The organism is Caballeronia sp. LZ043, from assembly GCF_031451075.1.
Taxonomy (GTDB): domain Bacteria; phylum Pseudomonadota; class Gammaproteobacteria; order Burkholderiales; family Burkholderiaceae; genus Caballeronia.
In genome coordinates, this window is sequence record NZ_JARUXT010000001.1 from 576,550 (window position 1) to 590,123 (window position 13,574).

The following is a 13,574-nucleotide window of genomic DNA, read 5'->3' on the forward strand; positions in this document are numbered from 1 at the left end:
CGCGTCACGGGCGCGGGCTTTACGCCGTGCCGTTTCGCCCTGCTGTATTCGATCGCGTTCATTCGCCGAGGACTTCGACCATGTCAACGTTCGACACCCACACGGACGCCAGCCGGCACTACCAGTCGGGTTTCGCCAACGATTTCGCCACCGAGGCGTTGCCCGGTGCGCTGCCAATCGGCCGCAATTCGCCGCAGCGCGTGGCCTATGGCCTGTACGCCGAGCAGTTGTCGGGCACCGCGTTCACCGCGCCGCGCGCGCACAACCGCCGGTCGTGGCTGTACCGCATCCGGCCGGCGGCGGTGCACCTGCCTTTCACGCAGATCGGCCGGGGCAGGCTGGTCGCCAATTTCGCCGAGGTGCCGCCGACGCCGCCCAACCAGCTGCGCTGGGATCCGCTGCCGATGCCGTCCGCGCCGACCGATTTCATCGACGGCTGGGTGACCATGGCCGGCAACGGCGCCGCCGAGTCAATGAGCGGTTGCGCCATCCACGTCTACGCGGCCAACCGCCCGATGCAGGACCGCTTCTTCTACAACGCGGACGGCGAGTTGCTGATCGTGCCGCAGCAAGGCCGTCTCGCGATCCGTACGGAACTGGGCAACGTTGATGTCGAGCCGAACGAGATCGCCGTGATTCCGCGTGGCGTGCGCTTCACGGTCGCGCTGCCGGATGGCGAGGCGCGCGGGTACATCTGCGAGAACTTCGGCGCGCTGTTGCAACTGCCGGATCTGGGTCCGATCGGCTCGAACGGTCTCGCGAATCCGCGCGACTTCCTCACGCCGCACGCTGCCTACGAAGACCGCGAAGGACGCTTCGAGCTGGTCACGAAGATGAACGGCGTGCTGTGGCGCGCGGAGATCGGCCATTCGCCGCTGGATGTCGTCGCGTGGCACGGCAACTACGCGCCGTACAAGTACGACCTGCGGCACTTCAACACCATCGGCTCGATCAGCTTCGACCACCCGGATCCGTCCATCTTCCTGGTGCTGCAATCGCCGAGCGATACGCCGGGCGTCGACAGCATCGACTTCGTGATCTTCCCGCCGCGCTGGCTCGCGGCCGAGGATACGTTCCGTCCGCCCTGGTTTCACCGCAACGTGGCGAGCGAGTTCATGGGCCTCGTGCAGGGCGTCTACGACGCGAAGGCCGAAGGTTTCGTGCCGGGCGGCGCGAGCCTGCACAACTGCATGTCGGGACATGGTCCGGACGCCGAGACCTTCGAGAAGGCCTCGCACGGCGACACGACGCGACCGGCCAAGGTCGGCGCAACCATGGCCTTCATGTTCGAGACCCGCACGCTGATCCGGCCGACGCAGTTCGCGCTCGACACCGCGCAGCTGCAGGCCCATTACTACGAGTGCTGGCAAGGCCTCACGAAACATTTCAACCCGGAGCAACGATGAACGACGCGCTGCAAGCCACCCTCGCGCCCTCGCTGAAGAGCTGGATCGAGTCCGCGAACGATCCGGCGAGCGACTTCCCGATCCAGAATCTGCCGTTCGGCATTTTCAGCGACGCCGTGAACACGCAGCCGCGCGCGGGCGTCGCGATCGGCGACTGGATCGTGGATCTCGCCGCGCTGGAGGACGCGCGCCTGCTCGACGCGCACGGCACGCTGCATGCACCGCGCCTGAACGATTTCATCGCGCTGGGCCGCGAGCACTGGCGGGCGGTGCGCAGCGCGCTGAGCGGCCTGCTGGCGCACGGCAACGCTACGCTGCGCGACGATCCGGCGCTGCGTCGCCGCGCGCTGGTGCCGCGGGCGGACGCGACGCTGCATCTGCCGGTCGAGATTCCGGGCTACACGGACTTCTATTCGTCGAAGGAGCACGCCACCAACGTCGGCTCGATGTTCCGCGATCCGAAGAACGCGCTGCTGCCGAACTGGTCGGAGCTGCCGGTGGGCTACAACGGACGCGCGTCGTCGGTGATCGTGAGCGGCGCGCCGGTGCGCCGGCCGAACGGCCAGATCAAGCTGCCCGACGCGGAACGGCCCGTGTTCGCCGCGTGCCGCAAGCTCGACTTCGAACTGGAGACGGGCTTCATCATCGGGCGCGGCAATGCGCTGGGCGAACCCATCGCGTGCGAGCAGGCCGAGGCGCACATCTTCGGCATGGTGCTGCTCAACGACTGGAGCGCCCGCGATATCCAGCAATGGGAATACGTGCCGCTCGGACCGTTCAACTCGAAAGGCTTCGCGACCACCATCTCGCCGTGGATCGTCACGCTGGACGCGCTCGAACCGTTCCGCACCGCGACGCCGGCACAGGACCCGCAGCCGCTCGACTATCTACGCCATGCCGGCGATCACGCCTTCGATATCGACCTGCGCGTGACGCTGCAAGCCGAAGGCGCGAGCGAGGCCACGACGATCTCGCGCACCAACTTCAGGCTGATGTACTGGTCGATGGCGCAGCAGCTCGCGCATCACACGGTGAGCGGCTGCAATACGCGCGTCGGCGACCTGATGGGTTCGGGCACGATCAGCGGCCCGACGCCGGACTCCTGCGGCAGCCTCCTGGAGAGCACGTGGAACGGCCAGCGGCCGCTGCGGCTGGAAGGCGGCGGCGAACGCGCTTTCCTGCAGGACGGCGATGAAGTCGTGATCACCGGCTGGTGTCAGGGCGACGGCTATCGCGTCGGTTTTGGCGAATGCGCTGGCCGGATTCTGGCGGCGCGCGGTTGATATCGGAATGAACAAGGACAAGGACAAGGACATGAGTGAGACGACCATCGACGTCGAGCGCGCGCTGGGCAGCGCGCACCGGCCCGGTTTCCAGTGGATGCTGCTTGCGCTGTGCGGGCTGTGTCTCGTCATCGACGGCTTCGACGCGCAGGCCATGGGCTATGTCGCGCCCGCCGTCATCGCGGACTGGCATGTATCGAAGGCGGCGCTCGGGCCGGTGTTCAGCGCGAGCCTGTTCGGCATGCTGCTGGGCGCGCTCGGACTCTCGGTGCTGGCGGACCGCATCGGGCGGCGTCCGGTGCTGATCGGCGCGACGCTGTTCTTCGGGCTCTCGATGATCGCCACCGCGTTCACCAACGACCTGACCGTGCTGACCGTGCTGCGCTTCGTCACGGGGCTCGGTCTCGGCTGCATCATGCCCAACGCGATGGCGCTGGTCGGCGAGTTCTCGACGCCTGAACATCGCGTCAAGCGGATGATGCTCGTGTCGTGCGGCTTCACGCTCGGCGCGGCGCTCGGCGGCTTCGTCAGCGCCGCGCTGATTCCGGCGTTCGGCTGGCGCGCGGTGTTCTGGGTCGGCGGCGCAGTGCCGCTGCTGCTCGCGTTCGCGATGATCGCCGCGCTGCCGGAGTCGCTCCAGTTCCTCGTGCTGAAGGGCCGCGAGGCGCGTGCGCGGGACTGGCTCGCCAAGTTCGATCCGACGCTGCGCATCGACGCCTCGACGCGCCTCGTCGTGCGTGAGAAGGCCAGCGGCGGCGCGCCCGTGGCCGAACTGTTCCGCGCTGGCCGCGGACCGGTCACGCTGATCCTGTGGGCCATCAGCTTCATGAATCTGATCGACCTGTACTTTCTGTCGAACTGGCTGCCCACCGTGATGCGCGACGCCGGCTATTCACCCGGCATGGCGGTGCTGGTCGGCACGTTGTTGCAGACCGGCGGCGTGATCGGGACGCTTTCGCTCGGCTGGTTCATCGAACGGCTCGGATTCGTGCGCGTGCTGCTCGCGTGCTTCGCGCTCGGCGCGCTGTGCGTCGGGATGATCGGCGGCGTCGCGCATGTGCAGACCTGGCTGTTCGTGGCGGTGTTCGCGAGCGGGTTTTGCATCGTCGGCGGACAGCCGGCGGTCAATGCGCTCGCCGGCCATTACTATCCGACGGCGCTGCGCTCGACCGGCATCGGCTGGAGTCTGGGTATCGGGCGTGTGGGCTCGGTGATCGGACCGCTCGTCGGCGGCCAGATGATCGCGCTTGGCTGGAGCAACGTCGCGCTGTTCCATGCGGCAGCGCTGCCGGTGTTGTGCTCGGCGGGACTCGTGATGGTGCTCGCGTTCGTGCGGCGGGAAAAGGGCGGGGCGGTGCAGGCGGTGTGATGATTCACTCCGCCGCGCCGAGTTAGGACGAATCGTATGGTCTCCGCGGTTCGAGTCGCGATAGAAACATGCATCGCAAAATACTCGAACCGGAGACCGAATGAGCGACCTTACTTGTCCGCACTGTCTTTACGGCGTACCCCGCGGAGCCCGCGTCTGTCGGGGCTGTCAGGCCGAGGTGTACTACGGCTTGCCGAAGCAACAGTCCCTGGCGATCTTGTTTGCCGCCGGGGTCACTGTCTTCCTGGGCTGGAAAATCTCGAACAATGCGCCTGCGGCCATGGTCGTAGGCCTGATCGTCGTGATCGCGCTGACGGTGGCAGCCAAGCGGAAATATGCGGATCACGTCGAGTTCAAACGACCCTATCGAACGCGAAAATAGCGAACGTCGGGTTGTCGGTGTTGAACTGACGTCAACCTGACACGCGTTCCGTCCCGCGCCGCCTTTCCCACCACGCCGCGACCAGGAACGCGCCCGCCGCCGTCGTCAGCACGCCGACCAGCGCATCCGCGCCGACGCGCTGCATCAGCGTTCCCGCGATGATCGGCCCGCCGAAGCTCGCGACGCTCCAGGACGCCCCGACGATCGCCGTCGCGGACACGAGCGACGGTCCGCGAAAGCGCTCGCCGCAGGCCACCAGCGAAAGCGTATAGACACTGCCCGCCGCCGCGCCGGTCACGAACAGCAGCGGCCAGCAGAGCCACGGCGTCGCCACCGCCCACGGCAGCACCGGCAGCAGCGCCACGACGACGCCCCCCGCGCCGGCGTGGACCTTTGCGCGCCCGAAACGGTCGGCGAGCCAGCCGGTCGGAAACTGCATGGTCGTGTCGCCCAGCAGGATCGCGGACGCGAACAGCACGCCGAGATCCTGGCTCACGCCGTGCGCCATCGCGAACAGCGGCATCAGGGAGAGCGCGAGCGTATCGAAGAGCGCGAAAAAGCCCGTGCCGATCACGAGCGCCGGCATGCGCGGCAGCACGTCGCGCCAGTCGCCGTGTCCGCTTTCGTCCGGGTCCGGCGCGAGCGCGTGCGGCTGACCGCGGATCGACGCCAGCGCCGGCAGCGCCAGCAGGAAGATCGCGCCGCAGATCGCGAAGCGCCACGCCGGCCAGCCGCCGATCACGCTGACCAGCACCGGGCCCGTCATCTGGAAGAGGGTGAAGTTCGTCGCATAGATCGCGACGACGCGGCCGCGCGTGGCATCGTCGGCGAGTTGCGTGACCCAGGCTTCGCCGATGGTGAACAGCAACATCAGCGCCGCGCCGAACACGAGGCGCAGCGCGGCCCACAGCCACAGGTTCGAGGTGAACTGCATCGCGATGGTGGCGCACGCCGCGAGCAGTACCGTCACGACGATGATCTCGCGCGCGCCGTAACGCGTCGTCACGCGGCCCGCGAACGGCGCGATCAGCAGGCCGCCGCCTGCCTGCATCGCCGTCATCAGGCCGACGACGCCGCTGCCGTGACCCGACTGCGTCAGTGCGAGGGCGGTCAGCGGCAGCGTCGCGCCGAGTCCCAGTCCGACGACCGCGACGCTCAGGATCAGCGCAAGAAAATCACGCGAGAGGATGCCCTTCATGCATTGCCGTGGGCGGCGTTCAGGCCGCCTGGCCGATCGCCAGACGGCGGGCGCGCTTGTCGAGCGTCGCCGACACGAGCGTCAGGCCGAACGCGCTCGCCGCCATCAGGATGCCGACCCAGGGCAGCGCGGTGAGCGGCGCGCCCGCGCCGATCACGCAGCCGCCCAGCCACGCGCCGGTCGCGTTGCCGAGGTTGAAGGCGCCCTGGTTCAGGGTCGAGGCGAGATTGGGCGCGTCGCTCGCGCGGTTGACGATGAGGATCTGCAGCGGTGGCACGATCGCGAACGCGAGCACGCCCCAGAAGAAAATCGTCACCATCGCCGGGACGGGCTCGTGCATCGTGCCGGCGAAGATCGTCAGGATCACGACGATGGCCAGCAGGAACGACAGCAGCGAGCGCAGCAGCTTCCAGTCCGCCAGCTTGCCGCCCAGCGTGCTGCCCACCGTGAGGCCGAGGCCGAACAGCAGCAGCACGTAGGTGACCGCATGCGGCGTAAAGCCGGTTACGTCTTCGAGGATCGGCGTGATATACGTGAACACCGAGAAGAGACTGGCCGAGGCGAGCACGCTGATGCCGAGCACCATCAGCACCTGCGGATTCTTGAGCACGTCGAATTCGCGCAGGATGCTGGTTTCGCGCATCTCGATGTGCTTCGGCAGGCAGACGGCGAGGGCGCCGGCCGCCGCAATGCCGATCAGCGTGACGACCCAGAAGGTCGAGCGCCAGCCGGCCGCCTGGCCGAGCGCGGTGCCGAGCGGCACGCCGAGCACGTTGGCGAGCGTGAGCCCGGTGAACATCAGCGCGATGGCCTGGGCACGGCGGTTCGGCGCGACGAGATCGGCGGCGACCACCGAGCCGATGCCGAAGAATGCGCCATGGCAGAACGCGGTGACGATGCGCGCGCCCATCAGCACCCAGTAGTTCGGGGCCAGCGCGCACAGCATGTTGCCGACGATGAACACGCCGATCAGCCCCATCAGCGCTTTCTTGCGCGGCATTTTCGCGGTGACCACGGCGAGGATCGGCGCGCCGATGGTGACGCCGAGCGCGTAGCCGGAGACGAGCATGCCGGCTGCGGGGATCGATACGGCGAGATCGCGTGCGACGTTGGGCAGCAGGCCCATGATGACGAACTCGGTCGTACCGATGCCGAACGCGGCAATGGCGAGAGCGAAAAGAGGCAGGGGCATGGTGGAGACGGAGCGGGGTCACGCCGCGCGCGCATCGTCGGACTGAGCGATGCCGGCGCCGGGGCGGTTTGAAGGCTCGAATTGTACCGAAAGGCTTTTTTCGATGCTGGTATAAACCCTAGGTGAGTTGTCCGGGACGGGCCTGGCGCCGCATGGAAATTCTTTTGTCGAGCATCCTGGCGCATGAGTCTTGCGAATGTCGCGCCGGCTTGCGTCAGATGTTTCCGGTAACAGTGCTGCTGCCGCGCATTCGTTGCGGATCGCACGACCCGGCCACTGTTGGAAAAACGCAGCAACTACTGAATAACGATGTCACCGACAAAATTCTGTATTGGCGCCGCCGTGGCGGCCACGTTTATGGTCGCCGCACAGGCGTTCGCTCAAAGCAACGCCGCCGGGCCGATCCCCACGCCGGCGGGCACGCTGCATTTCCTGCAGGACGAGTCCGGCATGGCCGCGCTCATCGACACGCAGGTGTTCGACCGCTACGACGCGAAGCGCATCGTCCATTTCGATGACACGCCGGGCGCGGGCGTTACCGTTGCGCGCATGCTGGTGCAGACCGACACCGGACCGATTCTGTACGACCTGCGCCGCAATCCGCCGCTGGTGCAGCGCACCGGCCAGCGCATGACGGTCAAGCGCGTGTTCTGGCAGGGCGAGGAAGTGGTGATGCAGTCGAATCTCGGCTGGTACGGCTTCACGCGCGGCAAGCTCACGCAGCTCCAGTCATCGACGAGGATCTATCACTGACCTGCAGCACCCGCTCGCCGGCGATCACGTAGACCGCTTCGCGGCGTACCTCGTGGTTTACCTCGAAGCCGCCGGTGAACGCGCCGAACGCCGGCAGCACGCCCGCGCGCGCGCCGAACCGGAAGCACGGCAGGCGTGCGCGGTCGAGGCGCGTCGCGAGCCGGTACACCGGATGTTCATGGCCCGCGAGCGCGTACGCGCCGTCCACCGTCTGCGGGTGATGACACAGCGCCCATGGGCCGAGCCGGTACGGTTCCTTCACGAGTTCGACGCGGAACGCCGTGGGCAGCGCACCCGCATGCCGGTCGTGATTGCCTTCGACCAGCACGAGCCGCAAGCCCCGATGTCTCTCCCGCCAGGCGCCGAGCGCCTCGAGCGTTTCCTGCGCGTGCGATTCGCGCGCATGCAGCAGGTCGCCGAGAAACACCACGGATTCCGGCCGATGCGCCGCGACGAGCGCGTCGAGCCGCGCGAGGCTCTCGCCGGTGGTGCCGGCCGGCACCGGAATGCCGCGCGCGCGAAACACGGCGTCCTTGCCGAAATGCGCATCGGCGATGAACAGACTCCCGAGGACGGGATCGAATGCCGCGCGGTCTGCCGAGAGCACGAGCGCGTGGCCGTTCACATCGATGGTCAGTGCCTCAATTGCCATTTACTTGTCCGCTGCCTTCTCCAGATCCGCGAGCATACGCTCCACGCGATCCGACAGCTTTTCCGTGCTGACCTTTTCCCGCAGCCGCGCGATGATCAACGGGAAGGCGAACGGCGTCGGCTTCTTCGGATGGGTCAGCGCGAGGCGGCTCTCGCTCATGCGCTGCAGCGCCGCGCGGATGCGTCCGAGTTCGAGTTCCTGCAGCATGACTTCCTGATCCGCCTGCGCGAGCAGCAGATTGCCGCTGTCGTGCTTGCGGAAGACTTCATAGAACAGGCCGCTCGACGCCTGCAACTGACGCGCGCTCTTCTGCTGTCCGGGATGCCCTTGATAAATGAGCCCCGACACCCGCGCGATCTCGCGGAATCGCCGCGACGACAACTCCGATGCGTTGAGGCTGGCGAGAATGTCGTGCTCCAGGTTGTCCGGTGAAAACAGCCCTTCGGCGATGAGCGTCTCCCAGTCGAACGGCCGCGCGGACAGCAACTCGAAGCCATAGTCGTTCATCGAGATGGAGAAGGTGCTCGGCTGGTCGCGCGCGACGCGCCAGCCGATCAGCGATCCCAGGCCGATGTGCGCCATGCGTCCCGCGAACGGATAGCAGAAGAAGTGATGTCCTTCGCGTGAACGCACGCATTCCACCACGAGCACGCCCGGTCCCGGCAGCGCCGACCACTTCGCCTGCAAGTCGAGCAACGGTTCGACGGCGCGCATCTCGGGCTCGTCATGGATGCCGTCGCTGGCGCGGGCGAGCATCACGAGCGCGGCCTCCGCGAGTTCCGACGACAGCGGCATCTTGCTGCCGGCCCATTGCGGCATCGCGCCGCGTGACGAGGTTGCGCGCTTCACGTAAGCGGTCATGTCGCGCACGCGCACGAGTTCGAGCGAGCGTCCGCCGAAGGTGAAGACATCGCCGGGTTTAAGGCGCGAGATGAACGACTCCTCCATCGCGCCGATCCTTCCACCCGTCATGTACGCCACGTTGATGGTTGCATTCGCAACGATCGTCCCGACGTTGTTGCGATGGCGGCGCACGAGGTCTTCGCGCGGCACGCGATACACGCCGTCATCGCCCTGTGCGACGCGATGAAAATCCGGATACGCGCCCAGCGAAGTGCCGCCGCGCTCGACGAACGCGAGCGCCCAGTCGAACTCGGCCTGCGTGAGATCGCGATACGCGTAGGCGCGGCGCACTTCGTCGTACATCTCGGCCGCCGTGAAGCCGCCGCCGATCGCCACCGTCACGAGATGCTGGACCAGCACGTCGAGCGGCTTGAGCGGCATGTCGCGGCCCTCGATGCGTTTCTCGCCGATCGCCCAGCGCGCCGCCGCGGCCTCGACGAGTTCGAGCGCGTGAGTCGGCACGATGGTCACGCGCGACACGCGTCCGGGCGCGTGGCCCGAGCGCCCGGCGCGCTGCATCAGCCGCGCGACGCCCTTCGGCGAGCCGATCTGGAACACGCGGTCCACCGGCAGGAAGTCGACGCCGAGATCGAGACTCGACGTGCACACCACCGCCTTCAGTTGCCCGTTCTTGAGGCCGAGTTCGACCCAGTCGCGTACTTCCTTGTCGAGCGAGCCGTGATGCAGCGCGAGCAGGCCGGCCCAATCCGGGCGCAATTCCAGCAGCGCGCGATACCAGATTTCCGCCTGCGAGCGTGTGTTGGTGAAGACGAGCGAGCTTTGCGCCTGATCGATCTCGGCGGCCACCGGCCCGACCTGGCGCACGCCGAGATGCCCGCCCCACGGAAAGCGTTCGATGGTGTCGGGAATCAGCGTATCGACGACGAGTGTCTTCGGTTGCGCGCCTTGCACGACGACGCGCGGCGTCCTGACGGGATGCAGCAGCGCATCGTGCGCGAGCGCGAGGTTGCCGAGCGTCGCGGAAAGTCCCCAGATCTGCAGGTCCGGACGCCAGTGCGCGAGGCGCGCGATGGCCAGTTGCGTCTGCGTGCCGCGCTTGTTGCCGAGCAGTTCGTGCCATTCATCGACGACGATCATGCGCAGATGCCTGAGCTCTTCCTGCGCGTTGGCGCGCGTCAGCATCAGCGTGAGGCTCTCGGGCGTGGTCACGAGCGCCGACGGCATGCGGCGGTTCTGGCGCGCACGTTCGGTTGACGTGGTATCGCCGGTGCGCAGGCCGACGCTCCACGGCACCGCCAGCGCCGTGACCGCCGCTTGCAGCGCGCGGGCGCTGTCGGCGGCGAGGGCGCGCATCGGCGTGATCCACAGCACCGTGAGCGGCGCGGGCTGCGGGTTGTGCTGCAGGTTGTGCTGCGGTTTCGGCGCTTTGTCCGCGAAGGCGGCCAGCGCGCCGAGCCACACGGCCCAGGTCTTGCCCGCGCCGGTGGTCGCATGGAGCAGGCCGCTCGCGCCCCGTGCGATCTCGCGCCACGCTTCGCGCTGGAAGGGGAAGGGCTGCCAGCCACGTGCGTCGAACCAGCGCGCGAGGCGGACATCGAAGGGCTGCGCGGCCTCATTCTCGTCGACGGCAAACGGCGCGGGAACGAACAGCTCGGCCGCGGCATCGAGCTTCGCCTGCGCGGCGCGCGTGCGCGGAATCCGGCGCGGCCGGGGCGCGCGGCGGCGGTCCTTGCCGCTTGCATCGGTCTCGCTCATGCCGTGACCTCATTGAGGAAACCCTTGAGCATCTCCAGCGTGTCGGCGTCCTCGATCGCCTTGTCGGTGCGCCAGCGCAGCATGCGCGGAAAGCGCACTGCGATGCCCGACTTGTGGCGCGGGCTCGCCTGGATGCCCTCGAAGCCGATTTCGAAGACCAGGGTGGGCGTGACGCTGCGCACCGGGCCGAATTTCTCGATGGTCGTTCTGCGCACGATGGCATCGACGCGGCGCATCTCTTCGTCGGTGAGGCCCGAGTAGGCCTTCGCGAACGGCACGAGCGTGCGCACGCCGTCGGTTTCATCCCAGACGGCGAAGGTGAAATCCGTGTAGAGGCTCGCGCGCCGTCCATGGCCGCGCTGCGCGTAGAGCAGCACCGCATCGATCGAATACGGATCGATCTTCCATTTCCACCACGTCCCCGAAGACTTCGTGCGCCCGACGCCATACATCGATTCGCGCTCCTTCAGCATCAGCCCTTCGACGCCGCGTGCACGGCTCTCGTCGCGCAACGCAGCGAGCGCGCTCCAGTCGCACGCGCTCACCAGCGGCGACACGCGCAGCAGGTCGACCGCGAGCGTACTGGACATCGACTGGGCAAGCGCGTCGAGCCGCGCCCGCCGCGCGTGCAGCGGTTCGGTGCGCAGATCGCGGCCGTCCGCTTCGAGCAGGTCGTAGGCGAGCAGCGCGGCCGGTGAATCCGCGAGCACTTTCTTCGTCAGCGACTTGCGCGCGATGCGGGGCTGCAGGCGCGCGAATGGCAAGGGCGCGGCGGCGCCCGGTTCCCATGCGAGGATTTCGCCGTCGATCACGGTGCCGTCGGGCAGCGCCGCGCCCAGCGACGCGAGTTCCGGGAAGCGGTCCGTGACGAGATCCTCGCCGCGCGACCAGACCCACACACGCCCTCCGCGTTTCACCAGCTGGGCGCGGATGCCGTCCCACTTCCATTCCGCGAGCCAGCCGGACGGCGGCCCCAGCGTCTCCGGATCGGCCTGCAAGGGATGCGCGAGAAAGAACGGGTAGGGCAGGCCGAGATCGCTTTCATGCGGCGTATCGACGTCGTCGCCCTCGGCGGCGGGCGCGATCAACCGCAGATAGCGCGCGGCGCTCGGCGCCTGGCGCGAATCGGTCCAGCCGACCATGCGCTGCGCGACGCACTTGTGATCGACACCCGCGACTTGCGCCAGCGCGCGCACGACCAGCTGGCGCGCGACGCCCACCCGAAAACCGCCGCCGATCAGCTTCGTCAGCAGGAAGCGCTCGCTCCAGTCGAGTTCGTCCCAGTAGGCGAGCAGGCGCGCGCGCAGCTCCGCGGGATCCGTGCCGCGCAATGTCAGCACGCGCTCCTCGATCCATTGCGCGAGCCCCAGCGTCGATTCGCCCGTCGCGGGCGGCAGCACATGCGCGATGGTTTCCGCGAGATCGCCCACGGCCTGATACGACTCTTCGAACAGCCAGTCCGGCAGACCCGCGCGCTCGCGGGCGAACTCGGCCAGCAGGCGCGCCGGCACCGACTGGCGCGGCTTGCCTCCCGCGAGGAAATACGCGGCCCATGCCGCATCTTCCGGCTCCGCTGCCGAAAAGTAGGCAATCAGCGCTTCCAGCTTTTCGTTGGTCGAGGTGGTGGCGTCGAGCGCGGTGTAGAGCGTCGCGAAGCGCTTCATGACGCGTCGGCTCCGGCAGGAGCGGGTTCGGGTTGAGCGGTGTCGGCTTCGATGGCGTCGTCGCCGTATTCGGTCGTGAACGCGCCGGCTTCGAGGCCTTGCTCGGTGAGCCAGCGGACCATCGGCTCGATCTGTCCGTGCGTGACGATCACGCGTTCAGCCCGGCTCGCGCCGATCGCGAGTTGCAGGCCTGGCCAGTCGGCGTGATCGGACAGCACGAAGCCGCGGTCCACGCCCTTGCGCCGCCGCGTGCCGCGCAGGCGCATCCAGCCGGACGCGAAGGCGTCGCTGTAGTCGCCGAAGCGGCGCATCCAGGTGCTGCCTTGCGCGGACGGCGGCGCGACGATCAGCGCGCCCTTGAAGGCGGCCTTGTCCTTTGCGGCGATCTCGCTGACCGGGCGCGTCGGCGGCAGCGCCACGCCCGCTTGCGCATAGGCGCGATTGAGCGGCTCGACCGCGCCGTGACAGAAGATCGGGCCGATGGCGGCATCGACGCCGGCCAGCACGCGCTGCGCCTTGCCGAACGAATAGCAGAACAGCACCGACGCGCGTCCCTGCGCCGCATTGTGGCGCCACCAGGAATCGATGCCGTCGAAGAGCACGCGCGGGTGATCCCAGCGATAGATCGGCAGGCCGAAGGTAGACTCGGTGATGAAGGTGTCGCAACGGACCGGTTCGAAGGGCGCGCAGGTGGGATCGGGCTCGACCTTGTAATCGCCGGACGCCACCCAGACGCGCCCCTTGTACTCGACGCGCACCTGCGCCGAGCCGAGCACGTGTCCCGCGGGATGCAGCGACACGCGCACGCCGTTCACGTCGATGGCTTCGCCGTACGGCAGTCCTTGCACGTCGATGCCCGGCAGCCGCGACAGCAGCACGCCGACGCCCGGTTCGGCGGCGAGATAGCGGGCGTGCCCGAAACGCGCGTGATCGGCATGAGCATGCGTGATGACGGCCCGTTCGACCGGCCGCCATGGGTCGATATAAAAGTTGCCCGGAGCACAGAAGAGACCTTCGGGCCGCGCGACGATGAGATCGGAAGCGTTATCCACTTGA

At 67.9% G+C, this 13,574-nt stretch carries 11 protein-coding genes; 5 read left to right on the top strand and 6 right to left on the bottom strand.

Annotated elements, in window-relative coordinates; translation table 11 throughout:
• The first annotated feature begins 80 nt into the window (after nt 1-80).
• The 4 genes from hmgA (at nt 81) to QCE64_RS02640 (ending at nt 4,440) form a co-directional block, all read left to right on the top strand.
• Entirely contained in the window at nt 81-1,406 is a 1,326-nt protein-coding gene (gene hmgA, locus QCE64_RS02625; protein ID WP_309807414.1) for a homogentisate 1,2-dioxygenase, read from the top strand.
• Complete coding sequence (gene fahA, locus QCE64_RS02630) at nt 1,403-2,689, top strand: fumarylacetoacetase (protein ID WP_310002582.1); 1,287 nt, start codon at nt 1,403-1,405, stop codon at nt 2,687-2,689. The genes hmgA and fahA overlap by 4 nt, the downstream gene beginning before the upstream one ends.
• Before the next feature lie 31 nt (nt 2,690-2,720).
• On the top strand, nt 2,721-4,058 hold the full coding sequence (locus QCE64_RS02635) for an MFS transporter (RefSeq protein ID WP_309914132.1): 1,338 nt from the start codon (nt 2,721-2,723) through the stop codon (nt 4,056-4,058).
• A gap of 100 nt (nt 4,059-4,158) precedes the next feature.
• On the top strand, nt 4,159-4,440 hold the full coding sequence (locus QCE64_RS02640; RefSeq protein WP_309914135.1) for a hypothetical protein: 282 nt from the start codon (nt 4,159-4,161) through the stop codon (nt 4,438-4,440).
• Nucleotides 4,441-4,471: 31 nt separating this feature from the next.
• Here QCE64_RS02640 and QCE64_RS02645 read toward each other — a convergent pair whose 3' ends face one another.
• Together QCE64_RS02645 and QCE64_RS02650 are read right to left on the bottom strand one after the other, a co-directional pair.
• Nucleotides 4,472-5,638 (bottom strand): MFS transporter, encoded by a 1,167-nt coding sequence (locus QCE64_RS02645; protein WP_310002583.1) that lies wholly within the window; start codon nt 5,636-5,638, stop codon nt 4,472-4,474.
• Between the two features lie 19 nt (nt 5,639-5,657).
• A complete protein-coding gene (locus QCE64_RS02650; protein WP_309914141.1) occupies nt 5,658-6,830 on the bottom strand; it encodes an MFS transporter in 1,173 nt (390 codons plus the stop codon).
• A gap of 309 nt (nt 6,831-7,139) precedes the next feature.
• Between QCE64_RS02650 and QCE64_RS02655 the strand changes: the two genes are divergently transcribed.
• Nucleotides 7,140-7,583: a hypothetical protein gene (locus QCE64_RS02655; protein ID WP_309929319.1), complete on the top strand. Its 444-nt coding sequence runs from the start codon at nt 7,140-7,142 to the stop codon at nt 7,581-7,583.
• Here QCE64_RS02655 and pdeM read toward each other — a convergent pair.
• The 4 genes from pdeM to QCE64_RS02675 are packed head-to-tail and all read right to left on the bottom strand — an operon-like array spanning nt 7,546 to nt 13,570.
• Entirely contained in the window at nt 7,546-8,235 is a 690-nt protein-coding gene (pdeM, locus tag QCE64_RS02660) for a ligase-associated DNA damage response endonuclease PdeM (RefSeq protein ID WP_309929321.1), read from the bottom strand. The genes QCE64_RS02655 and pdeM overlap by 38 nt on opposite strands.
• Nucleotides 8,236-10,854 carry a ligase-associated DNA damage response DEXH box helicase gene (locus QCE64_RS02665; protein ID WP_309929323.1) on the bottom strand — a complete coding sequence of 873 codons (2,619 nt, stop codon included), beginning with the start codon at nt 10,852-10,854 and terminating at the stop codon, nt 8,236-8,238.
• Nucleotides 10,851-12,518: an ATP-dependent DNA ligase gene (locus QCE64_RS02670; protein ID WP_310002585.1), complete on the bottom strand. Its 1,668-nt coding sequence runs from the start codon at nt 12,516-12,518 to the stop codon at nt 10,851-10,853. The genes QCE64_RS02665 and QCE64_RS02670 overlap by 4 nt, the downstream gene beginning before the upstream one ends.
• The gene (locus tag QCE64_RS02675) at nt 12,515-13,570 is read right to left on the bottom strand and encodes a ligase-associated DNA damage response exonuclease (protein WP_309914155.1); all 1,056 of its coding nucleotides are present in this window, start codon (nt 13,568-13,570) and stop codon (nt 12,515-12,517) included. Before QCE64_RS02675 ends, QCE64_RS02670 begins: the two co-directional genes overlap by 4 nt.
• Between the last annotated feature and the right edge of the window lie 4 nt (nt 13,571-13,574).